This window comes from Paenibacillus sp. CB74 (assembly GCF_055687625.1).
Window position 1 is genome coordinate 3078344 of record NZ_CM146009.1, and the last position, 20878, is coordinate 3099221.

The 20878-nt window shown below is 46.7% G+C and carries 23 protein-coding genes, 1 tRNA gene and 1 pseudogene; 10 read left to right on the forward strand and 15 right to left on the reverse strand.

Going from position 1 to position 20878, the window contains the following annotated elements; genetic code table 11:
* Positions 1-121 precede the first annotated feature (121 nt).
* Positions 122-1333 (forward strand): asparaginase, encoded by a 1212-nt coding sequence (locus ACX9NY_RS13565; protein ID WP_472478880.1) that lies wholly within the window; start codon positions 122-124, stop codon positions 1331-1333.
* Between the two features lie 242 nt (positions 1334-1575).
* Here ACX9NY_RS13565 and ACX9NY_RS13570 read toward each other — a convergent pair whose 3' ends face one another.
* Entirely contained in the window at positions 1576-2208 is a 633-nt protein-coding gene (locus ACX9NY_RS13570) for an O-methyltransferase (RefSeq protein WP_339241119.1), read from the reverse strand.
* A 238-nt stretch (positions 2209-2446) separates the two neighbouring features.
* Between ACX9NY_RS13570 and ACX9NY_RS13575 the strand changes: the two genes are divergently transcribed.
* From ACX9NY_RS13575 to ACX9NY_RS13590, 4 genes are all read left to right on the forward strand, one after another.
* Complete coding sequence (locus ACX9NY_RS13575) at positions 2447-3601, forward strand: THUMP domain-containing class I SAM-dependent RNA methyltransferase (protein ID WP_310336624.1); 1155 nt, start codon at positions 2447-2449, stop codon at positions 3599-3601.
* A 213-nt stretch (positions 3602-3814) separates the two neighbouring features.
* Positions 3815-5815 carry an LTA synthase family protein gene (locus tag ACX9NY_RS13580; protein ID WP_472478882.1) on the forward strand — a complete coding sequence of 667 codons (2001 nt, stop codon included), beginning with the start codon at positions 3815-3817 and terminating at the stop codon, positions 5813-5815.
* An 81-nt stretch (positions 5816-5896) separates the two neighbouring features.
* Entirely contained in the window at positions 5897-6325 is a 429-nt protein-coding gene (locus ACX9NY_RS13585; protein WP_339241116.1) for a cytidine deaminase, read from the forward strand.
* 82 nt (positions 6326-6407) lie between these two features.
* Complete coding sequence (locus ACX9NY_RS13590; RefSeq protein WP_342572494.1) at positions 6408-7133, forward strand: DsbA family oxidoreductase; 726 nt, start codon at positions 6408-6410, stop codon at positions 7131-7133.
* Between the two features lie 347 nt (positions 7134-7480).
* Here the strand turns inward: ACX9NY_RS13590 and ACX9NY_RS13595 are convergent, their stop codons facing one another.
* Together ACX9NY_RS13595 and ACX9NY_RS13600 are read right to left on the reverse strand one after the other, a co-directional pair.
* The gene (locus tag ACX9NY_RS13595) at positions 7481-8311 is read right to left on the reverse strand and encodes an aldo/keto reductase (protein WP_076249922.1); all 831 of its coding nucleotides are present in this window, start codon (positions 8309-8311) and stop codon (positions 7481-7483) included.
* A gap of 174 nt (positions 8312-8485) precedes the next feature.
* The gene (locus ACX9NY_RS13600) at positions 8486-8767 is read right to left on the reverse strand and encodes a hypothetical protein (RefSeq protein WP_091017568.1); all 282 of its coding nucleotides are present in this window, start codon (positions 8765-8767) and stop codon (positions 8486-8488) included.
* A gap of 150 nt (positions 8768-8917) precedes the next feature.
* On the opposite strand from ACX9NY_RS13600, the gene ACX9NY_RS13605 reads away from it, so the two are divergent.
* On the forward strand, positions 8918-9316 hold the full coding sequence (locus tag ACX9NY_RS13605) for a hypothetical protein (protein WP_342572493.1): 399 nt from the start codon (positions 8918-8920) through the stop codon (positions 9314-9316).
* A 105-nt stretch (positions 9317-9421) separates the two neighbouring features.
* Here the strand turns inward: ACX9NY_RS13605 and ACX9NY_RS13610 are convergent, their stop codons facing one another.
* From ACX9NY_RS13610 to ACX9NY_RS13655, 10 genes and pseudogenes are all read right to left on the reverse strand, one after another.
* On the reverse strand, positions 9422-9643 hold the full coding sequence (locus ACX9NY_RS13610) for a YuzB family protein (RefSeq protein ID WP_091032287.1): 222 nt from the start codon (positions 9641-9643) through the stop codon (positions 9422-9424).
* 21 nt (positions 9644-9664) lie between these two features.
* A complete protein-coding gene (locus ACX9NY_RS13615; RefSeq protein WP_036670085.1) occupies positions 9665-9967 on the reverse strand; it encodes a heme biosynthesis protein HemY in 303 nt (100 codons plus the stop codon).
* Between the two features lie 141 nt (positions 9968-10108).
* Positions 10109-10366 carry a hypothetical protein gene (locus ACX9NY_RS13620; RefSeq protein ID WP_017689423.1) on the reverse strand — a complete coding sequence of 86 codons (258 nt, stop codon included), beginning with the start codon at positions 10364-10366 and terminating at the stop codon, positions 10109-10111.
* Positions 10367-10563: 197 nt separating this feature from the next.
* Positions 10564-11775 carry a M14 family metallopeptidase gene (locus tag ACX9NY_RS13625; protein ID WP_472478887.1) on the reverse strand — a complete coding sequence of 404 codons (1212 nt, stop codon included), beginning with the start codon at positions 11773-11775 and terminating at the stop codon, positions 10564-10566.
* 227 nt (positions 11776-12002) lie between these two features.
* Complete coding sequence (gene racE, locus ACX9NY_RS13630; RefSeq protein WP_472478889.1) at positions 12003-12812, reverse strand: glutamate racemase; 810 nt, start codon at positions 12810-12812, stop codon at positions 12003-12005.
* Between the two features lie 218 nt (positions 12813-13030).
* A complete protein-coding gene (locus ACX9NY_RS13635) occupies positions 13031-13411 on the reverse strand; it encodes a YtxH domain-containing protein (RefSeq protein WP_339241104.1) in 381 nt (126 codons plus the stop codon).
* Positions 13412-13598: 187 nt separating this feature from the next.
* A complete protein-coding gene (locus ACX9NY_RS13640) occupies positions 13599-14513 on the reverse strand; it encodes a DUF4261 domain-containing protein (protein ID WP_339241102.1) in 915 nt (304 codons plus the stop codon).
* A gap of 10 nt (positions 14514-14523) precedes the next feature.
* Complete coding sequence (locus tag ACX9NY_RS13645; protein ID WP_339241099.1) at positions 14524-14985, reverse strand: DUF86 domain-containing protein; 462 nt, start codon at positions 14983-14985, stop codon at positions 14524-14526.
* Positions 14986-15158: 173 nt separating this feature from the next.
* Positions 15159-15446, reverse strand: coding sequence for a Dabb family protein (locus tag ACX9NY_RS13650; protein WP_339241097.1), 288 nt, complete (start codon positions 15444-15446; stop codon positions 15159-15161).
* Positions 15447-15731: 285 nt separating this feature from the next.
* A pseudogene (locus tag ACX9NY_RS13655) lies at positions 15732-16124 on the reverse strand (phage holin family protein); the annotation flags it as partial.
* Positions 16125-16562: 438 nt separating this feature from the next.
* Here ACX9NY_RS13655 and ACX9NY_RS13660 point away from each other — a divergent pair.
* Positions 16563-17159 carry a helix-turn-helix domain-containing protein gene (locus ACX9NY_RS13660; protein ID WP_017689431.1) on the forward strand — a complete coding sequence of 199 codons (597 nt, stop codon included), beginning with the start codon at positions 16563-16565 and terminating at the stop codon, positions 17157-17159.
* Positions 17160-17385: 226 nt separating this feature from the next.
* Here the strand turns inward: ACX9NY_RS13660 and ACX9NY_RS13665 are convergent, their stop codons facing one another.
* Entirely contained in the window at positions 17386-18534 is a 1149-nt protein-coding gene (locus ACX9NY_RS13665) for a sn-glycerol-1-phosphate dehydrogenase (RefSeq protein WP_339241094.1), read from the reverse strand.
* A 157-nt stretch (positions 18535-18691) separates the two neighbouring features.
* On the opposite strand from ACX9NY_RS13665, the gene ACX9NY_RS13670 reads away from it, so the two are divergent.
* Positions 18692-18877, forward strand: a complete 186-nt coding sequence (locus ACX9NY_RS13670) for a hypothetical protein (protein ID WP_339241093.1) — start codon at positions 18692-18694, stop codon at positions 18875-18877.
* Positions 18878-18978: 101 nt separating this feature from the next.
* On the opposite strand, the gene ACX9NY_RS13675 is transcribed toward ACX9NY_RS13670, so the two are convergent.
* A tRNA-Leu gene (locus tag ACX9NY_RS13675) sits at positions 18979-19063 on the reverse strand.
* A 222-nt stretch (positions 19064-19285) separates the two neighbouring features.
* On the opposite strand from ACX9NY_RS13675, the gene ACX9NY_RS13680 reads away from it, so the two are divergent.
* Complete coding sequence (locus ACX9NY_RS13680; RefSeq protein WP_339241092.1) at positions 19286-20278, forward strand: Gfo/Idh/MocA family protein; 993 nt, start codon at positions 19286-19288, stop codon at positions 20276-20278.
* Positions 20279-20333: 55 nt separating this feature from the next.
* Entirely contained in the window at positions 20334-20729 is a 396-nt protein-coding gene (locus tag ACX9NY_RS13685) for a DoxX family protein (RefSeq protein ID WP_339241090.1), read from the forward strand.
* Positions 20730-20878: the final 149 nt, after the last annotated feature.

The following is a 20878-nucleotide window of genomic DNA, read 5'->3' on the forward strand; positions in this document are numbered from 1 at the left end:
TTACTCTATCATTATCTCAATTTGTCATATTAACTGACATTAAATACAATCAATTTGAAATGGTATACATATTCTTCTTAATAAACTTAACATCACACTTACTTGAAGGAGAGTGCTATTCATGAGTAAAACATCCAATCTTCGTCCCTGGGCCGTATGGAGTACCGCAGCTTTAACAGCATTAACCATCTCGTTGTCACCCATTGGTGCCTACGCTGCACACGCAGCTACGGTAGAGGTGAAAGGCACAACAGGTGCTGTTCAAACAGCAACCACGACGCCGGCTCGCAATACATCCATCCCTGCAATACCGGACTCTTCCAAACAATCTGCACTTCCTAATGTATTGGTTATCGGAACGGGCGGAACAATTGCCGGACAATCCGAAGATGCCACCAGCTTCCAGAATTACAAGGCAGGTACACTTCCCATTGGAGAGATGGTAGACTCCTTACCGGATAAACAGAAGATTGCTGATGTTAGCACACTCCAATTTGGAAACTCAGGTTCGGGTTCCTATAGCATGGCCGACCTCTATGACTTGTCGCAGACGGTAGATAAAGCTCTTGCAATGTATGACAGTGTTGTCGTTACTACAGGTACAGACACAATGGAGGAAATCGCCTATTTCCTTGATATGACGGTTCAGAGTGACAAACCGGTCGTGATCACAGGCTCCATGCGTCCATGGACTGTCATCGGTTCTGACGCTCAAGCCAATTTGTACAACGCAATCAAGCTTGCAGGCAGTGGTCGTACCACTTCATTCGGGACTGTACTCATGTTGAATGACACGATCCAGCTTGCTCGTGGTGTAACCAAGACCAATGATTATCGGACAGATACGTTTGAAACCCCAATGCTCGGCGCTGTAGGATATATTGATGAAGAAAACATTCGGATCTACCGCGCTCCTGCACGTGCCTTGAAACCTGAAGGCACAGCGAAGCCCGTATTTGATCTAAGTAAAATCACAAAGGCAGATCTGGCCAAAGTTGAAATTGCGATCTCGTATCAAGAAGCTGGAGGCGGGGCGATCGAAGGTTTCGTGAATAGCGGCGCCAAAGGAATCGTGACTTCCGGTACCGGAGCTGGCGGCATCTCCAGAGCGATGGGACAAGCGCGTACCAAAGCCATCGAAGAAGGTGTCATTTTCGTGACTACCACTCGGACGGGTTCAGGAAGTGTGTACGGCGGTGGCAAAGGTATCATTGCAGGCGATAATCTGAGTCCACAACAAGCTCGTGTATTATTGATGCTGGGCTTGTCCTTCAGTGATGATTTTGACACCATCAAAAAATGGTTCGAAACGTACGGAACACCTGAAGTATAAGAAAGAATTACTACAACAATATCTGTAAATACAAAGAAAGAGACGATACTCCCTGTGATTCAAGGTGTGTCGTCTCTTCTTTGTATATGCTCAAAAAAATCAAGAAAACCAGGATTGCAATGAGCAGAATATACACGGCCAATATTAAAAACGGCTAAAAAACTCCGATCACGATCCCCCTCACAACATAAAAGCGCGAGATCGTGTTCCATCGGAGTTTTATCTTTAGGAAATATCCACTTTTACTTCACCCAGGCAAGTACCAGCCCATCGTAATCCGGTAACATCGTCGTCACCAGGCGCGGATCACTTGCCATCTGTTCATTGAAGCGACGAACAGCAAGCACTGCTGGACCCTGCTTGTCCGGATTCAGCGTACGACCACGCAGGAAACAATTATCGCCTACAATAACAGCACCTGGCCGGGCCAGCTTAATGGCATAATCAAGATATACCGGATAATTCTCCTTATCTGCGTCAATAAAGAAGAAATCGAATGTGCGACCCTCCTGTTCCAATTGCTCCAGGCTGCCTGCCGCCGGTCCAATGCGGTACTCCACCTTTTCGCCAAAGCCGCCTTCTTCCAGATGTCCACGCGCCATTGCCGCATATTCTTCTTTCAGTTCCAGCGAAGTCAGGGTTCCATTCTCACGCAATCCGCGTGCAATGCAGATCCCACTGTAACCGCCCAGCACGCCGATTTCGAGCGCAGCTTCTGCTTTGGATGTCTTGGCTAGAAACGTGAGCAATCGTCCATATGCAGCAGCCACCGAAACTTCAGGCATACCGTTCGAACGGATAGCTTCTTTCACTTTCAGCAAAAGGTCATCTTCTTGAAATAATTGATTTACATATTCATCAGGGGTCAGATTCACCACTAAAATCCTCCTTGGACACTTGGACTGCTTTCCATATGGATGCCAATGTTCTATAATAAATGTTTGTTATCAACACAGGCGGTTGACTGGTGCATCACTTCGAAAGAGGAATGCATACGTTCACCGCATTTCTCATTGTAAGTTTTTTCACGGAAAGCGGCAAGGCCGCACCGTTACTATACAGCAGAGAGAAGGATATCCTTCTCCAGCTTGAAATGGAGTTGAAATGAATCACATGGCTCAATTGCAATTGATTGCAACCTCGGCGATGGGACTCGAGGCTGTTGTCGCCCGGGAACTGAAGCAACTGGGGTATGAAGATGTTACGATCGACAACGGCCGGGTTTTCTTCACAGGAGATTATATTGATATTTGCCGTTGTAATCTGTGGCTGAGAAGTTCGGACCGCGTATTGGTGAAAATGGGTGAATTCCCTGCCACGACATTTGACGAATTGTTTGAAGGCACCAAAGCACTTCCTTGGGAAGAGTGGATTCCAGCCGACGGCGAATTCCCTGTAGAAGGTCGCTCTCAAAAATCCCAACTTAGCAGTGTACCTGCATCACAAGGGATCGTGAAGAAAGCAATCGTAGAGAAACTGAAGTTAACCTATGATACAGAGTGGTTCCCCGAAGATGGGTCTCGTTATGTGATTGAAGTTATTTTACTGAATGATCGCGCCTTACTTACATTAGATACGACCGGACCAGGCTTGCACAAACGGGGTTATCGTAAACTCGTCACCGAAGCGCCACTCAAAGAAACACTTGCAGCAGCTCTGATTCAGCTCAGTCGCTGGAATGTATCCCGTCCCTTCTATGATCCATGCTGCGGATCAGGCACAATGCTGATCGAAGCCGCCATGATTGGCTGGAACATTGCACCAGGACTCCGTCGGACCTTCAACTCTGAGGACTGGGCTGTCATTCCTGAAGAATTGTGGGAACAGGCGCGCGAAGAAGCATTCGATGCTGTGCGAGACGATGTCCCGTTACAGATTTCAGGTAGTGACATCGATCCGGAAGCGATTGAAGTAGCTCAGGCTGCTATCAAAAGCGCAGGTTTCGCCAAAGACATTGAAGTCAGTGTTCTGCCCGCTCATCGCGCAAGACCACAAGGCGAATATGGTGTTATCATCACCAACCCTCCTTATGGTGAACGTTTAAGTGAAGAAAAAGAAGTTCAGAAGTTACTCCGCTCTTTAGGGCGCAGTTATCTCGACATGCCAACATGGTCCTTCTTTGCAATTACGTCAACCAAAGCCTTTGAAGAATATTTCGGTCATAAGGCAGACAAGCGTCGCAAATTGTTCAACGGACGCATTGAAACCCAGTACTATCAGTATTTGGGCCCACTACCTCCAAGAAATAAAACACCACAATCTTCATAATTGTTCCAACTATAAAGTGCTCTAGCCACATGGCCGGGGCGCTTTTTTTGTGCGCTTTTCTGTTCATATGAATTTTCCTTCATCCACCTTTAATCGACCACGAATGGATTCTACCAGAGGCGTAGTTGAAAACCCATGAGGTCACGCTATAATGAATGGAGCCCTATTTTACATTCCGATTACAAAACAACAAAAACAAAGGGGACATAGATTATGGTTGTCACTCGGCCTACTCGCAGCTCCATGCCACGCGGGCTTCTGAATCATCCACTAACGTTATATCTTATTTTTCTTGTGTTCATGCTGCTCAAACTCATGTGGCTTCATCACAATCTGCACGCCTATAACATTACGATGGGACTTCTGGATAAAGTTATTGCCATTGGATCATTACTCCTCCTGTCCTTCTGGACCTGGTGGCTGCCTCGCAGAGGCATGATCGTATCTCTGGTCGTGCTTAACCTGCTGCTTACCGCACTAATCTACGCCGATATGGTGTATTATCGCTATTTCCAGGATTTCTTGACCATCCCGGTATTGTTGCAAGCCAGACAGGTTGACGCATTGGGGGACAGCATCGCTACATTGATCTCCCCAAGTGATTTCTGGTTTTTTGCCGATTGGCTTGTCGTCATGCCTTTCGCAGCGATTGTTCTGTTCAGCAGACATTACCGTTCAAAGCACTCCAGTGCATCGGTTCAAGGTTATGGAAGTTATTCGTTCAACGATCGCAAGGGGCAGATGCGCCGCCGACTCACTGCTGGCAGCATTGCCCTTGTGCTAGGGCTGGGACTTGCCGTTGGTCCGATTTATTTTTACAGCAAAACATGGGCCAAGGGCCTGTTCGATAACAACTGGTGGAATGTATCCATGTACAATGTGACCGGTCTTCTCGCTTTTCACGGTTATGATCTGTACAACTATGCCAAAGACCACATCGGTTCCGGGCCAGAGGCTGAACCCGCTGATGTTGAACAGGCAAAGGCGTTCTTCGCTGAAAGGCAGCAAAACGCTCCGCAAAATGATGCTTTGTTCGGCAAATATAAAGACAGCAACGTCATCATTGTACAGGGTGAGGCTTTTATGAACTTCATGATTGGCCAGAGCATTGGCGGACAGGAGATCACGCCCCATTTTAATGAACTGATGAAAGAAAGTCAGTATTACAGTCACTTTTACCACCAGACCGGTCAGGGCAGAACATCAGATGCCGATTTTGGGGCAAATATTTCCCTACATCCACTTCCGGTCGGTTCAGCCTTTGTACGATATGCAGACCATACGTATGATTCCCTCCCTTCTATTCTGAAGGATAACGGGTATAGTACCAACGTATTTCACGCTTATGAGAGCGGCTTCTGGAATCGGTATACGATGTATCAGAACATGAAGTATGACAAGTTCTATAGTAAAAATGATTTTGCACAGGATGACCCTCTTGGCTGGTCCCTGTCTGATGAATCCTTTTTCCGTCAATCCGTTGAGAAAATGAGCAGTGAGGTTACCGAACCGTTCTATTCGTTCCTCATTACACTCAGCAGTCACCATCCGTATGCATTGCCGAAAGAGAAACAACAACTGGATGTAGGCGAGTTTCAGGGAACCATGTTTGGTGATTATCTGCAATCCGTACATTACGTGGATTCGGCACTGGGCAAGATGGTGGAGGATCTGAAAAGTCGAGGACTATGGGAAAATACCATTTTTATGTTTTACGGGGACCATGACAACTCAATCAAAGAACAATCGCAATACGAGCAGTTTCTCGGACGCTCGTTGAACGACCTGGATATGGCACAGATCATGAACGAGGTTCCCCTGTTGGTGCATTTACCGGATGGGGCAGCCGTTGGAACCATCGACGAACCTTCGGGACAACTGGACATCACGCCATCCGTGCTGCATCTGCTCGGCGTGCCTGACCAGTCCTATTATCATATGGGTAACGACGTATATGACGGGTCTGCACGCACGGTTGTGCTGCGTAATGGCGCATTCACGGATGGTTCTGTATTCTATATTCCATCGGATGATTATATCTACGAGAACGGCGCTTGTTATGACCTGTCCACACGTGACAAAACAGATATCAACGCTTGCCGTCCCGCTCATGATGAAGCAGTCAAGCGATTGCATGTCTCTGATACCGTAATTACCTATGATTTGATTCAGCGCTTTCGAGAGGAAGACAACTCAGCAGTAACATCGCAATAAGCCTTATCGTAATGACAAGCTAAGCTAAACAAATACACAAAATCAAGTGAATTGGATTGCAAAAAGGGGAATTCTAATTACATGACATCACATACTGAACCACTCCATATTGAACAGCAATTATTCGATGCAGCCGCCAACTTTGTGAAGCAACGTTATCCTCAGGGATGGGGCGGTGCGGGCGCTGTCTATACCGAAGCAGGTTCCCTGCTAATTAGTGTAGCTCCAGAGGTCATCAACGATGCCACGCATCTGTGTATGGAAACAGGAGCTTATCTGGAGGCCCACAAATTGAACGAACGCGTCACCCACTCCCTCTGTATCGCTCGTAATGACGAGCATTCAGAATTCAAGGTCCTCACACCTTGCGGCGTCTGTCAGGAACGATTGTTTTATTGGGGTGAAGAAGTTAAAGCTGCTGTATACGACCCTGAAGGTCAACTGATCTTCAAAAGACTGGATGAGATCCAGCCTTATCATTGGACCAAGGCATTTCGGGATAAATCGTAATCTTCTTGCGAATTATAGAAAGTGGCTTTATAATTGTAACTATATTAGTTTCAACTAAAAGGATAATGGAGGTTTTAACATAATGAATATTGAGATATGGTCAGATTTTCTGTGCCCATTCTGTTATATCGGCAAACGCCGCCTGGAGAATGTATTGCAACAGTTTCCACATCGTGATGAAGTGAAGCTGCAATTCAAAAGCTTCGAGCTTGATCCAAATGCTGAATTGAACCCCGGCAAAACCAATACGGAATATCTTGCTTCCAAATATAATATGAGCGTGGAACAGGCCAAAGGCATGAATGCTCAAATGAATGCCAATGCTCGCACAGCAGGACTGGAATACAATATTGATGCCATGATCCCTACGAACTCCTTCTCCGCACACCGATTGACACACTGGGCGGATACACAAGGCAAAGCGCTTGAACTGAGTGAGCGCATATTCCAAGCTGTGTTTATTGAAGGTAAACACTCTGGCGACCCTGAAGTGTTGGCTCAGTTGGCAGAGGAAGTTGGCTTGGATCGAGATGCAGCTACGGCAGTGCTGTCCGGTGATCAATTCACCGACAATGTCCGCGCTGACCAAGCGGAAGGCGAGCAACTGGGCATCCGAGGCGTACCGTTCTTCGTATTTGACCGCAAGTTCGCCGTGTCAGGCGCTCAGCCGGATGAGGTGTTCCTGGACGCCATTCAGAAAGCATGGGACGAACGTTCCCCGTTCACCATGGTTGAGTCCAACACAACCGAAGCCGACGGCAGTGGTGTCTGCACAGATGACGGCTGCGCAGTGCCGAAAAAAAATTAATTCACACACAGCAGCAGGGTCAAGGAACACTCCCCGATCCTGCTGCTTTTGTATATTTCTTACTATATACCTATCCACTAAAGATGGATTTATAATTTTCACGATAACGAAGTGGGCAGAACAAAGCTGGAGAAGCGGAGCGCTCGCATTTATCACCGGATTTCTCCCATGATAAAGGGACTTTCAAAAAAATCCGGGGATAACGGCGATCGAAAGATTGTTCTGCACACGTAGTGTCTTAGCGTGACCGATTATGCTTACATCTTAAACTCACGAAGAACGATCCCGTAACCGGAACAACCGCCAGTAGTTCATCAAACAATCATATTCAATTAGCGACTACCCACTCAATCCCAAAACAGTTGATCCGGATGTGGACCCGTCCGCTTATCCGAGTCCAGCGCATCAATCTGTTTCAACTCATCGGGTGTCAATTCAAAGTCAAAGATGTCCGCATTCTCACGAATACGTTCCGGGGTAACCGACTTCGGAATCGTTACAATCTGATTCTGAATGTCCCAGCGCAGAATGATCTGTGCTGGCGTTTTCCCATATTTCTGGGCCAGTGCTTTGAGGGTGGACTCTTGATTCAGCTTGCCTTTCATGATCGGGCTCCATGCCTCCAGTTGAATCCCCTGCGCCCCGCAGAAATCCTGCAATTCCTGTTGAATCAGACCCGGATGCAACTCCACCTGATTCACTGCTGGCACCGTGCCGCCTTCATCTATGATATCTTGCAAATGATGTACTTGGAAATTACTCACACCAATCGCACGAATGCTTCCTTCGCTATATAGACGTTCGAATGCTCTCCATGTCTCCTTATACTGGTCTCTGCCAGGCCAGTGAATTAAGTAAAGATCAATCACATTCAGTCCAAGTGCCTTCTGACTGGCTTCAAATGCCCTCAACGTCGAATCAAATCCCTGATCCTCGTTCCAGAGCTTGGTTGTCACAAACAGTTCGTTACGGGCAACACCACTGCTTGCAATAGCTTGTCCCACTTCTTCTTCATTACCATAGATAGACGCGGTATCAATGCTCCGATATCCAACTTCCAAAGCGGTCTCAACCGCCTGTTGTACTTCCTTACCTTTTGCTTTATATGTTCCAAATCCTAGCCATGGCATCGTTACTCCGTTGTTCAGAATCGTACAATCCGTAATATGTTTTGTCATTCTGTACCTCCCGTATGGAATTTTGCCTGCTCTCGTTCTATTAACCTTCTCACAGAATTTTAAGCGACCATTCGACATACTGTCGGAGTAAACTCATGAATCGAGAGTCGTTGCAAAAGATATAAAAAACCCGCAAAGCATTGCTGCCCTGCGGGTTCTGATGTGACAGGAACGTTATAAATTCCCTTGACCGTGCTGACTCTGGATTGAATTCAATCTTCTCTTCTCCTCGATGAACATCTCTTCTGCTAACTCAACGCCTTGTCCTCCGAGCGAAAGCTCTGCTTGACGCATTGCCTGCTCCGTATGTGCCAGACGGCGTTCCGCCTGTACTATGGTTTGTGCTGTCGGGTGTGACAGGGCCTGAGATACAGCATAATGAAGCTTGTTCACCGCATTTTGCGCCTGAGATACGGTGGTATCGGCTTGCAAACTGGAATCATAACGCTTCGGCATGAGTATTCCTCCTTGGGATTATCATGTTCCTGTTACCCCTTTAGGATGGATAGCACAAGCCTTCCTTATTCTTCTTTTATGATTTTATCGTAACTTTAATTGCTTTCACTACGTTTATTAGGTAAACATGCTGAGTCGGGAGGAATTCATTTGAAGAAAATAGTACTGACACTCTGTATGTTGCCCCTGCTCATCTGGGTACAAGGCTGTGCTCCAGCAACATACGAGATAGAAGGATATACAGAATCATCCATTAACCCCGATATCCCGGTTCCAAGCAATGCGAAGCTTATTGAAGGCAAAGCTTATTCCGATCATCCCACCCTTAAAGAGGGCGTTAAATATGAACTAAAGCATATTGGGGGTGAGCAAGGACTATACCCGCCAATGGATTATTTTCAGAAGTTAGCAGATACAGGCTGGGTGGAATTAGAGGAAGAACGACTGGGGCATGTACATTTTTTGAAAAAAGATGATACCGTCATCGCCATTGAAATTAGAGAAGATTCCTTCGAAATCACTGAAACGAACAAGGGCGCTATAGAGTAACTTATCCTTTCACTACTACCCAAACGCAAAAAAAGGAGAGGCTCGTAGCCCCTCCTTTCTGATGTGTGAACTTTTCATTCACTCACCTTGTTATATCACATCCTATTACTTGACGAACTTTGCAACTTTGACGAGCACTTCTTCTTCAGTCGGCGCACTGATATACCGACCGTTGATAAAAACAAATGCACGTTTCGCGCAAGGACCGCAATAGGATTTGCACCCAATCTTGATCTCCGTGTCTGGAGCCATTTTTTGCAGCTTGGGCACAATGGATTTCAATCGAACATGATTACACTTTTCGCATACGCGGATATCGTTAGCCATGAGTTCCCCTTCTTCGCGCCCTTAGTGGTCGCCGTGATTGCCTTGGGACGGATTCGTAATAACGAATCCCTCTTCAGGGAAGTAGAGATAGTCGATTTTAACACCGTTCAACAGAGGCTGGTCATTCGCAAGAATAACATCAATCTCTTTATCGGTAGATACAACTGTATCATTTTCTTTTGGTGTGTCGAGATCAAGCCCGTAGTGAGCATGGTCACCATGTGCATGTGTGATGACAACGCGCAGTTTTTTTCCTTCGTTCTCCGGCTTGTCCAATTCAAGCTTCAATACTTTAGCAGCATTACGCGTAATTTTGCAGTTCATTCTCTTCATCTCCTATATTGTAATTGCAGGTTTCAACAATTTCAGCATTCTTAAACTACAGCATCTATTGTAAAGAAAGTTACCGCTCTTCGCAATAACATTGATGCGAATTCAATGTTAAAATGATTCATGAGCTGCATATTAAGAAGGTGCACCCTCCTGAAGCACAGGATATTTACGTTCTGCCCGGCTCACAAACCAATTCATCAGAATCAAAGTAACCCCGATATCATCGATGGGCATAAACGGCATTACGTCAGGAAGCACCCAGTACAACAGGGCCGGAATAATAAATAACAGCTTTTCTCCCAAAGGAATCTGCGGAGCCCGGAGCAGCCGGGGGAGCCTTTTGAAAACTTGTGTCCATCGTTTGAATGACAGCAGTCTTCTCCACTTCATGCGAATCCCTCCGTATAATAATATATATCGCCAAACGGCACATCCATCATTACCCGTTCGAAAACCATCCAGAACGTATGTCATAATAAGCCACAATAAAAAAAATAATAAAAACGGAACGTCGCTCATAGCGTCCGTTCCTGTTATACGAATGATCTACCGTTAAGTTTCACACCATCATCATTCAGGGTCTTGCCTCACTGTCCGTTAGCTAACAGTTCAGCCAGCAACATTCCCACTTCGATACAGATATCATCAAACTGTTCAACGGGAAGCGGATTAACACCCAACCCAACTTCCACCGTGAAGCCCGGCTTACCAAAAGCTTGGATAAACCAGTCTTTGTATCCCGCATCACTGCCACCGAGCTTCACCGCTTTGTAACCCGAAGCTTTGGCGAGTCTACGCGACAGCGGAGCACTCTCTCTGGGTTCCAGATCACGGTAGTTCCAATAGATTTCCTGTCCCTGACTATGCAGGGATACAACCGCCTCGAATGTGTGTTGCTTCGTCCACTGCGCAAGCGCCTGTGCCTCCGGTTCGGTTAATGGAGCTGTCCCTGCATAATCCCTGGGACCAGGTGAGATCACACCTCTTCTCGCTACCTCATCATCCCAATGGGCGGGAAATTGATCATTCAGATCCACACCTCTGATGTTGGCCTTCCAATGGGTGAAATTTGATCTGCCGGCATTCCAGGCTAACAACTGCTGTGCATGTGGGTGGTGATTGACTACACCTTCCTGAACCAATTCGACCCCGTCCGGATTAACCATCGGCACTGCCCAGAGTGTCGTCTCTTGCATCCAGCGTTCCGTCTGGTATTGATGCCATGTCCCATGTGCACTATATGCCTCGGCATACTCTTCGATAAACTTCATCAGAACTGCTGATGTCAGCCACTCATTAGCATGAACAGAAGCGTTAACATGGATATGTCTCGGCCCTTGCCCGATACGCAAATAAGACAGCGACTTCCCCATGACACTTGTTCCAATGGACCCCGTTTCGATAAACGGGTATTGATGCTCCAGCTTGTTTATATCCTTGATTAATTCTCGATAACCATACTCTCCCTGAATCTTTACAATAGTTTTTCCATTCGAAACCGGAATATGAATACAGCGACCAACCCAGTCGGTAATATTGGTGATTTCGGGATTGGCCTGTCGCAACGCTTCTTCCTCCAGACCAAATCTCCCTGCAATCTCCCCTACACGTTCTCCAGGCGGTACAGCATATCTGCGACCTGTCCCGGGCACAATACGCAGCATCTGACCTGCCAGCAAGTAAGGCTGGGCGGCTGCTTCCGGGTTCAGTGCGGCAAGTAACTCCCTGGTCATATGGTGTGCTGACGCAATTCGCGACAGTGTATCTCCCCGCTGAACGATAATCCATTGCAGTTCCATGTTGCTCTCCTTTCCACAGGAAAAGACAGGTCTCCTGTCCGGTTCTCACCAACTTCGTCTATGTAACATATGTATGCAGGTCGGGTTGTCCGTCATGTGACATGAATCATGTTCATCACCTGTTGATGCATAATCATGACAAAAAATCCCGAAACTTCACAGTTCCGGGATCATTCATTATTAAATACATTAATTTAAAGTCTGATTCATGCATATTTTGAGTATAACTAGGATAATTGCGTAACCTGCCAGACAACAGGAGTCTTGGAGATCTGCTCTCCCAACCAGCGACGGGTGATATTCTGGAACATGCGAGGGTCGCCAGTGCAGAAAAACTGATGCACCGGAGTCTCATCCCCACTGGCCAACTTTCGTTTATCATATAAAATCGTACTGATTTCACGTGCCGTTTCATCTGCCGAACTGATTAACTTCACTTCCTGTCCCATAACTTCCTGAATGGTGTCCATGAGAAAGGGATAATGCGTACAACCCAGAATAAGACAATCTATTGGCTGCTGTTTGATCTCGCCTAATGATTGCTCCACCGTATGTGTCGTGTGCTCGGAACGAAATTCACCTTGTTCCACCAACGGCACCAGCGCCGGACAAGCCTGACTGATCACATCAATATAGGGGGACAACTGTTTAAGTGCCGATGTATAAGCCCCACTACCTATGGTACCCGTGGTACCAATCACACCAATACGTCCTGTACGTGTCGCTGTGATTGCTGCCCGCGCACCCGGATGTATAACACCAATGACGGGCATATTCACCTTGGAACGGATATACTCCAACGCGGCCGCTGTTGCTGTGTTACAGGCGATAACGATAACCTTCGGATCGAACTGGATCAAGAAATCAACGATTTGTTCCGTAAATTGTTTTACTTGTTCGGACGAACGGGGTCCGTACGGTGTCCGGGCAGTATCCCCAAAATAAATGATCTTTTCCCGCGGGAGCTGACGCATCACTTCCTTGGCGACGGTCAATCCCCCCACACCGGAGTCTAATATAGCGATTGCTTGCTGCACGAACACACCGCTTCCTTCTTCATTGAATTGGTTCTCATTACATTTGTTTTCCAGAGCTTTCTTCCTACCGTATGAACATTCCGGCAAAAAGGTACCTACATCTTACCCGATTTCATCGCGGCGTTCAAATTAAATCCGCGCCACGTCTTCTATGTGTGGACACGCAACAAAGCAGGCTCTCCTCTAAATAGAGGAAAGCCTGCTTATCTCAAGCTTGCTTAGTTGTCGTCCTTGGACTCATCCGCAGGAAGCTTCGCTACGATGTCATTGCCGGATTCATCAACTGTTTTATCGATATCGGCGGTATCTACAATGGCTGCCGATATACGAATTTCTTTTCCTTCGCCGCAATTGCGCCAGGATTGAATATCCTGAATCACGACATCTGCGGTCTCTTTAACCTTGGATACGATCTGTGAGCTTTGTTCCCCCACGATTCCAGCCAGTTCCTGACCTTTCTCCGATACCTGACGAGCACCTTCTGTAATATCCTGACGAAGTTCACGACCCGATTTCGGCGCCAGCAATAACGCTGTTACAGAACCTACCACGGAGCCAATAAGAGCTCCCCACAACAAACTTTTGTTAGAATCCTTCACGTCACATCTCTCCCTTTACTATGGTTTAAGTACCGGATCAGAAGCAACGATCTGTCGCTCAGCCATCCGGGCGAATGCCTACTCTGTTGATGCATTATAAGCAGCACAGGCTTGACTTGACACTCCAGATGTTAAAAATAATCTGAACGCCCTTTTTGAATGGCTGCAGAATGTCTTGGATTTAAACTCAACTCTGACGAGCCGGCTCGAGATCAGCCGCCGCATGCTCATCACCCGGGTCCAAATCAATGACATATCGTCCTGGTGCAATTAATGCCGCCTGATGTTCACAACGCCAGCGACGTCCACCTGAAGAACCCAGCGTCTGTCCATCTTGCAGGACATCTCCCTGATCAAATATGTAATACGCTGCACCCAGTAAGGTCTGTGCCACCGTATCTGGATCAAGACCAACGAAGTGACACTGTACATCAGGTACACCCAGCGCAGACAATCCTACGGTATCCATGACCAACCCGCGCTGTTCCTCCGTACCTCCAGCCTGATACATCCGAACGTTCATAGCTGCATACAGATGTTCCTCACGTTCCTGAGCTTGCGTATAAGCTTCCGGTTCAACCAGCTTATCACTGCCATACCAATACAGCGCATCACAGGTCAAACTCTCCATAATTGCCAGTACAGTTTTCTGGAACAGCTCCAAACGCTGTTTACGAGGCATGGCAGCCGTGAACATATCATGTATCCGGATGGAATAACGCGAAGCTTTGACAACTTGTCCCACTTCCGGCCAATGCCATGCTTGTTGCACAGCTCCGCCAAAACGTGCACGATCTGCGATTTCATTCACTGGAAGCATGCAGGTCTGAGCAGGGATAGCCCCTTCCTGAAAAGATACCTTATGGTCCAGATGGTAGAAGACTAACATCTCATGCTCTTGCTCTCCAGTTCCTTGTTTAACATCCAGTCGAACTTGTCCTGTATGACGAATCATCGCTTCCTGCAAACGCAGGCGGTCTACCTCCGGACGTTCCCGGAACAGGAGTTCAACCATATACACCGGATGGAATCCGGAAGGCGTTTCATTCGGTTCTTTACTTTCAGTATTTACTTCATTGAATTCTTTTGATTCATTTGTCATGCGATTTCCCTCATTCCTTGCGCTGTCCCTCGGCTTGTGCCGCATTGAAAGGACCAAGTTCTGTTTCCACGTATGCGCTAACCTGTGTAGTAAAATGTTCAAGTATGTTCGGCAACTCTATGCTAAGCGGATGGAGCTCAGATCGCTCCCAACTGTAATAATCCTGCACCAGTGGTTTACGTAACGTCACAAGCTGACGCAAGATCTCATAGGTCGAATTGTCAAAAACCTTTTCTTCATAATTAATCTGAATAATATCATCATAGCTGCTCGCATCTCTCATGATGAAGCCATCAATCAGATAACTTCCCACATCGGTAACAATCTCAATCGCCAGATGAAGACACCGCTCCTGAACCATCCCCAGCATGAGACTGCCATCCCAAGCCTGCGCTGCGCGGCGAAGCCCTTCAGCTACTTCCGGTACAGCAGCAAGCCGGCGGGCAATCTGTTCTCTGTTCACATAATACATTCGTTCACTTCCCGTTCAGTGAGTTATCGGTTCCGTTTCCCTCTTCGCTTAAGCCAGAATATCATCACAGGACAAGCGATTAGAAACACAACAAAAATATATAGAAATTCCATAACGTCTCTTAAATCGCTCATGCAGAGTCCCCTTTATCTCAACGTAGTTTGAATACCAGATCAGATCTCGTAGTCCACTGCAATCGACTGTTCTCTGACTTCATTCATGTACTTGATAACTTCCTGATGAAGCGGATGTACCTGATACGCCTGAAGATCCTCCAGTGACGCAAACTCCGCCGTGAGTGAAATGTCGAACGATCTCTCCGAGCGAAGCACATCAATCCCGATTTCAAGTGAAACCAGAACATCAATCTTACCCTCCAGATTACGGAGTACCTGGGCAGCAGCTTCAATACTTTCTGTTGAGCGATCTTTCATTTTGAACAGGACAATATGTTTAATCATCTGAGCAAGCACCTCGTTTAATATAATAATAGTAGAAATGAATGAATTTTCATGTATCCAAAATATATCATAACGTTCTCTATTACGAAAGGATACTTGGAAACGTTCTCTTGAAAAGAAAAACTAACCCGAACCATCTCTTTTCGGTTCGGATTCTTCTCGGGAACCATCTTCCACCTGTTTCGCGGATTCATCCTGCGAAGTTTGTCCTGTTTCAGCCTGCTGTTGGAGACTATCCTCGCTTTGTGGAATTGACCATTCCCGATCCGGCAAATACTCCTGATCTTCCTGTTTCTTCAACACTGCTATAGCCTGTCTGAGCTTTCCGGGCAATGGAAGGCCGATTCTCGCATAGTTTTCAGTTATCGAGATCAGTTCATTGACGAGGTAGAAATAAATAGCTCCTCCCTTGATAATATCGGTTCCCATGATCAGGTCAATTCGGTGAGCAAGCAAGACAACGGTCAGCATGAGCCCTTTGCGAGCAAGCCCCCAGAAGCCAATGTTGCTATTCAACCCCGTACCACTTCTCACCGCAGCTGCCAAACCTGTGACATAATCCACAGCCATCGCGACCGCGAGCAGGCTCAGCAATTGATCCCATCCACCAAAAGCAAACGTAACTATCGCTCCCGAGATGGCAGCAAAGGTATTCACAGACAGATTCACGTTCCTCACCTCTCCCTTTACTTGAGTACCCTACAATATATGTAAAAGTAAGAGATTTGACAGGTCACATGTCATGCTGAACTTGCGGATTTATCTTTCAGATTTGTGCACACCTTCTACCGGATGCGTTGAAGCACATCCAATAATTTTTGGGGAATTCAGGGAAATAAACCGCATCATATCAACAAAAAATAGATAAAAGTTCTTCAGACCTAATAATAAGTAATTAGAACTATATTATCTTTAATCCTGCTCATTTTGTCCCTTCATTTTTAGTGAAACATTGTAATCTAGGAATATACTAGGATGTGAATTGCGTATGGTCTAGTTCGTAGTTCCCTCTTTATCAGGAATTGACGCATTGACGCATTTGAAACAGGTAAACCCGGCACTTGAAAGTACCCCGTTGTTTATTGTAGTATTTGGTTAAAAAAAATCGGAGGAAATATGCCTAATCAACCAGAACAACATTCCATCCAGGCGTGGTCTCTGATCAACCGTAAATACTTGGGAAAAGGCGTCCGTGTTAAACGATTCCGAAAACCGACACGCTGTCAAATCCGTAATCGTGTTCTTCTTGCCGTACTGATGGCCAATGATATCAAATTGTCCCAGCTCGCAGAAGACCTTTCCATCTCTTCACGCAGTGTCAGTGCGTGGGTATATGAAGGACGGATACCCGGCAGTACCAATTTGGACAAGACCTGCCAATTGCTCGGCTATCCCCGCCACATTCTTTTTAATGAGGAAGTTGTGCGTAATAGCCCTGTCATATGTCAACCCGAGTCATCTCGCTTCATGAAGCGTACAGTGACCCGTTCTCCGGTTAGTAACCGTATCTTGACAGGCTTGTGTATGGTCCATGATTTGTCGGTGACAGATGTCAGCCACTGGATCGGGGTTCATCCCGGCACTTTCCGCAAATGGCTGCATCAGGGAACACTGCCTTCCGCTGCGTTTCAGGAACAAGCGGAGCAATTTTTCCGCATCCCGAAAACTATTTTGTTCGCAGATGTCATCTTGAAAGATCGTCGCAACAACTAAATAAGCGAACAACCAAAAGGCTCTGATCTCCTCCCAGGAGGCCAGAGCCTTTTTAAATGAAACATCCCCCTCTTCTCTCCCGACCTTGAAGCAGCCTTGCTGGCACTTACGCCAACACCGTCAGGTGATCCCCTTCACGGCTTTCTAATCCAAACCAAGGCCATTTCAGCGCACTAGAAGCCAATGCTATGCAATCTCGGAGACCATACTTCCTTAGAAATAACCCTTACCTCGTTTTTAACACTTCATTGATATATTTCAATCCGGTATATCGAGGACGAAGCGTATGCGCTGTGGTAAACGCATGTTCCACCATCTCCGGGGTTACACCAAGTTGTTCAGTAGTCACAGGTCCACCTACTTGCTCCAACCATGCGATGAGCTGAGCAGCCTCCGGTAATTGGTTATATATCGCAAATACTGGTTCACCCGAAGTTTGTGCAAGTTCTTTATATCTCACCGTAAGCAATGCACAGGCCACCCCAACTTTGGCACCATGCAGAACCGGTCTTTCTCCAGCCTGCATCAGTTCCATCTCCAAGATGTGAGACAGGTGATGCTCACCCCCGGATGCCGGGCGGGAATGGTCAATGATCAGCATGGAGATGCCAGAAATAATTAATGCGTCCATTAATGCAGCTACTCCCTCTGCTCGCCCCTCCGCAATAGCTTGTACCTGATTAATGCAGGAATTCAGCGCTTCTTCTGTCATCCGATAAGCGACCGGGCAGAACGGTTCTCCTCCCAGATCTCGAGAAACAATCCAGTCTGCAAGGGAAGTATATTTGCCCAGCATATCTCCGAATCCAGCAGCCGTCATCTCTTGGGGAGCTTGCTCCAAAATATTCATATCCGCAAAGATGGCCTCGGGCGGAACAGCCTGAAATGTCTGTTTGATGCCGCTTACAATTAAGGGCGCACCTGCAGAGGTAAACCCATCCACTGAAGCCGCTGTCGGTATCGACAGAAAGGGCTTGTTCATTTTGGAACATACAAATCGCACCAGATCATGAATGGTACCTGAGCCCACCGCAATGACAGCCTGGCTTTCCAATTTCACACCCAACATGACCTGCACAATAGCTACTTCATCCGCAATAACATCACCCGTACGATTCTCCTGCAGAGCGATCTCATCCACATGCATTCCCGCTTCCCGAACACTGTTCAGCACATCAGATCCGGCAGCACGAAACGTATGTCGATCATAAACAACCGTCACATGGCGGTACCCTTGTTCAGACAAATAACGAGGTAACCTCTGAATGGCCCCGGCTTCCAGATGAATGAGCATATCTACCACTCGGTGTTGATGACCACAAGCGCACTGCTGTGCTTCTTCATTCCACGCTGCAATTCGTTCGTTCATATTCATTCGCTCTTACCCTCCCATATGAGATATCATGCATAATTAACGGGTTAAAACCGCAAGATAAAAAAGGAAATAAAATGTGATGATTTTCCTGATCACACTTTACTTCCTGTTCCCCATATTTGCAAATCCATATCTCACATGTCCAAGTAGGTGAATTATGAAATTAACCAACGAATTAGGAATTTCGCTCGGATTTCTCGCTGGAACCACCTTTGGCAGCGGTATCGCTTTTTTGTTTCGTCTCCAGTCCGTTGAGGTTATTGCCAGTGTTACACTGTTTGGAATAGCTGGAGCTATCACCGGACTCATTATGGCAGTCATTCTGCGGCAACGTCAGCATTAGAGTGCCAACAGCGAAATACCGAATTCACAATGTTATTGTAAAAATAAAAGAAAGGTTCGTGAATTGCTCTAAAGCAACTCGCGAACCTTTCTTTGGTTTGATGCGGTCGAGAGGACTCGAACCTCCACGGGGGGTTAGCCCACACGGACCTGAACCGTGCGCGTCTGCCAATTCCGCCACGACCGCATATTATGTATCTCCTCATCCATGGATGAAAAGCGTTCCGGTGAAGCAATTCCTTGTTTTACCGTAATTCAGAGTATACATGCTCCAAAATAATAATGCAACTTCTTTTTATCCATTCAGAAAAAGGACATATGTCCTTTTTTATCAACGTCAAACACCCTATCGTATTATCAAGCAAACAAACCACCAATACGAATGATACATTGAAGGAGAGATCTCATTTTGAAAACAACCCATCTGTGCTTTATCGGTGCCGGGTTTCATGCATCCACGAATATATATCCTTCTGTCGTTGAAAGCGGAGCGCAGATCCAGGCCATTGCCACTCGCAGTATGGAACGATCTGAAGCAGCTCTGCTGAGATTTGGCAGCAATGGCAAAGCGTATGATAACGCTCAGCTTATGTTACAGCAGGAAACTTGTCATGGAGTCGTTGTGGTCGCCCAGCCTATGGATCAGACTGCTCTTGTCCTTGAATGCATTCAGGCTGGCAAAAATGTATACGTGGACAAGCCGCTTGGATGGAACGCTGCGGAAGCCTCCACTGTAGCCGAAGCTGCCGAGCAGGCTGGCGTCGTTGTCATGGTTGGTTTTATGAAGCGTTATGCTCCGGTCTACTTGAAGTTAAAAGAACTCATTAATGGTGGATCGCTAGGTAAAGTGCGTTCGTTTCAGATGAAATTCGCTGTAGACAGCACCCCGTTTTGCAAGGATGAGGAGCAGTTCATCAAACTCGCTGCCATTCATATGATCGATCTGATGCGCTACTTATTCGGAGAAGCTATACGTGTTACAGGCACAACCGTGAAGGATGGGGAGCACATTAATCAAAGCATTTCCCTTGTATTCGAAAATAACGTGGTAGGCAGTGCTTATTTTACCGGCATGAGTGCCTGGTCACGGGAGAGTGAAAGTGTACTCGTCACCTTTGATCACGGATTTGCGTTAGCTGAAGAGATCAACACTCTTACTGTTCATCAATCCCGAAGCTCGACAAGCCTTCCCTGGAAATCTCTCGAGGAGCAAGATACCGTATATACCCCTTCCGGATCTCCCATGTCAGGAGCTTATCGCGACCTTTATCTACGCGGTTTCGTTGGTGAGATGGCGCACTTCATCACGTGCTGCCAGAACCAGACAGTCCCACATTCCAGCGCCAAGGATAATATTGCAACGATGGCTCTATGTGACTCCATTCTATCATCACTGAAGTAGCATATACACACTCATTATCATACTTTAACACATTCAGAGAAGAGGAAATCATCTCATGTTGGACACGGGTCTACTCATCATTCGTCTCGTTATCGGTTTTATTATGATCGGACATGCCTGCAAGAAACTGTTTGGCTGGTTTGAGGGTGAGGGTGTATCAGGGACGGCTGAATTTTTCGGAGCGATTGGCCTGAAACCCGCTAGAGCGTTGGCCGTGTACGCAGGACTTGCTGAATTAATTGGTGGATTCCTGTTTGGAGTCGGTCTATGGATTATCGTTGGAGCCATTCTGCTCATGCTTCCGATGGTTGTAGCCATAGCCAAGGTTCACGCAGATAAAGGTCTATGGAATCTGAACGGAGGATTCGAATATAACCTTGTGATGATTGGATCATTACTTGGTGTTGCTCTCGCTGGAGCTGGTGCATATTCCCTCGATGCCCTGATATAGTGTACAAAATTCATCCCATTTATTGAGCCTCCATGTTTCGCAAGACGAAACGGGGGCTCTTTTTTTCTTACAGACATCATCACATCTGCCTGCGCCTAGGATTAGGGTTTATAATCTGCATAATAAGTGATATGCTCTTTCATGAACTA

Excerpts from the sequence above, each read along its gene's own strand:
- ACX9NY_RS13565 (WP_472478880.1), top strand. The coding sequence starts at position 122 with ATGAGTAAAACATCCAATCTTCGTCCCTGGGCCGTATGGAGTACCGCA.
- ACX9NY_RS13575 (WP_310336624.1), top strand. The coding sequence starts at position 2,447 with ATGGCTCAATTGCAATTGATTGCAACCTCGGCGATGGGACTCGAGGCT.
- ACX9NY_RS13580 (WP_472478882.1), top strand. The coding sequence starts at position 3,815 with ATGGTTGTCACTCGGCCTACTCGCAGCTCCATGCCACGCGGGCTTCTG.
- ACX9NY_RS13585 (WP_339241116.1), top strand. The coding sequence starts at position 5,897 with ATGACATCACATACTGAACCACTCCATATTGAACAGCAATTATTCGAT.
- ACX9NY_RS13590 (WP_342572494.1), top strand. The coding sequence starts at position 6,408 with ATGAATATTGAGATATGGTCAGATTTTCTGTGCCCATTCTGTTATATC.
- ACX9NY_RS13595 (WP_076249922.1), bottom strand. The coding sequence starts at position 8,311 with ATGACAAAACATATTACGGATTGTACGATTCTGAACAACGGAGTAACG.
- ACX9NY_RS13600 (WP_091017568.1), bottom strand. The coding sequence starts at position 8,767 with ATGCCGAAGCGTTATGATTCCAGTTTGCAAGCCGATACCACCGTATCT.
- ACX9NY_RS13610 (WP_091032287.1), bottom strand. The coding sequence starts at position 9,643 with ATGGCTAACGATATCCGCGTATGCGAAAAGTGTAATCATGTTCGATTG.
- ACX9NY_RS13615 (WP_036670085.1), bottom strand. The coding sequence starts at position 9,967 with ATGAACTGCAAAATTACGCGTAATGCTGCTAAAGTATTGAAGCTTGAA.
- ACX9NY_RS13620 (WP_017689423.1), bottom strand. The coding sequence starts at position 10,366 with ATGAAGTGGAGAAGACTGCTGTCATTCAAACGATGGACACAAGTTTTC.
- ACX9NY_RS13625 (WP_472478887.1), bottom strand. The coding sequence starts at position 11,775 with ATGGAACTGCAATGGATTATCGTTCAGCGGGGAGATACACTGTCGCGA.
- ACX9NY_RS13640 (WP_339241102.1), bottom strand. The coding sequence starts at position 14,513 with ATGACAAATGAATCAAAAGAATTCAATGAAGTAAATACTGAAAGTAAA.
- ACX9NY_RS13645 (WP_339241099.1), bottom strand. The coding sequence starts at position 14,985 with ATGTATTATGTGAACAGAGAACAGATTGCCCGCCGGCTTGCTGCTGTA.
- ACX9NY_RS13650 (WP_339241097.1), bottom strand. The coding sequence starts at position 15,446 with ATGATTAAACATATTGTCCTGTTCAAAATGAAAGATCGCTCAACAGAA.
- ACX9NY_RS13660 (WP_017689431.1), top strand. The coding sequence starts at position 16,563 with ATGCCTAATCAACCAGAACAACATTCCATCCAGGCGTGGTCTCTGATC.
- ACX9NY_RS13665 (WP_339241094.1), bottom strand. The coding sequence starts at position 18,534 with ATGAATATGAACGAACGAATTGCAGCGTGGAATGAAGAAGCACAGCAG.
- ACX9NY_RS13670 (WP_339241093.1), top strand. The coding sequence starts at position 18,692 with ATGAAATTAACCAACGAATTAGGAATTTCGCTCGGATTTCTCGCTGGA.
- ACX9NY_RS13685 (WP_339241090.1), top strand. The coding sequence starts at position 20,334 with ATGTTGGACACGGGTCTACTCATCATTCGTCTCGTTATCGGTTTTATT.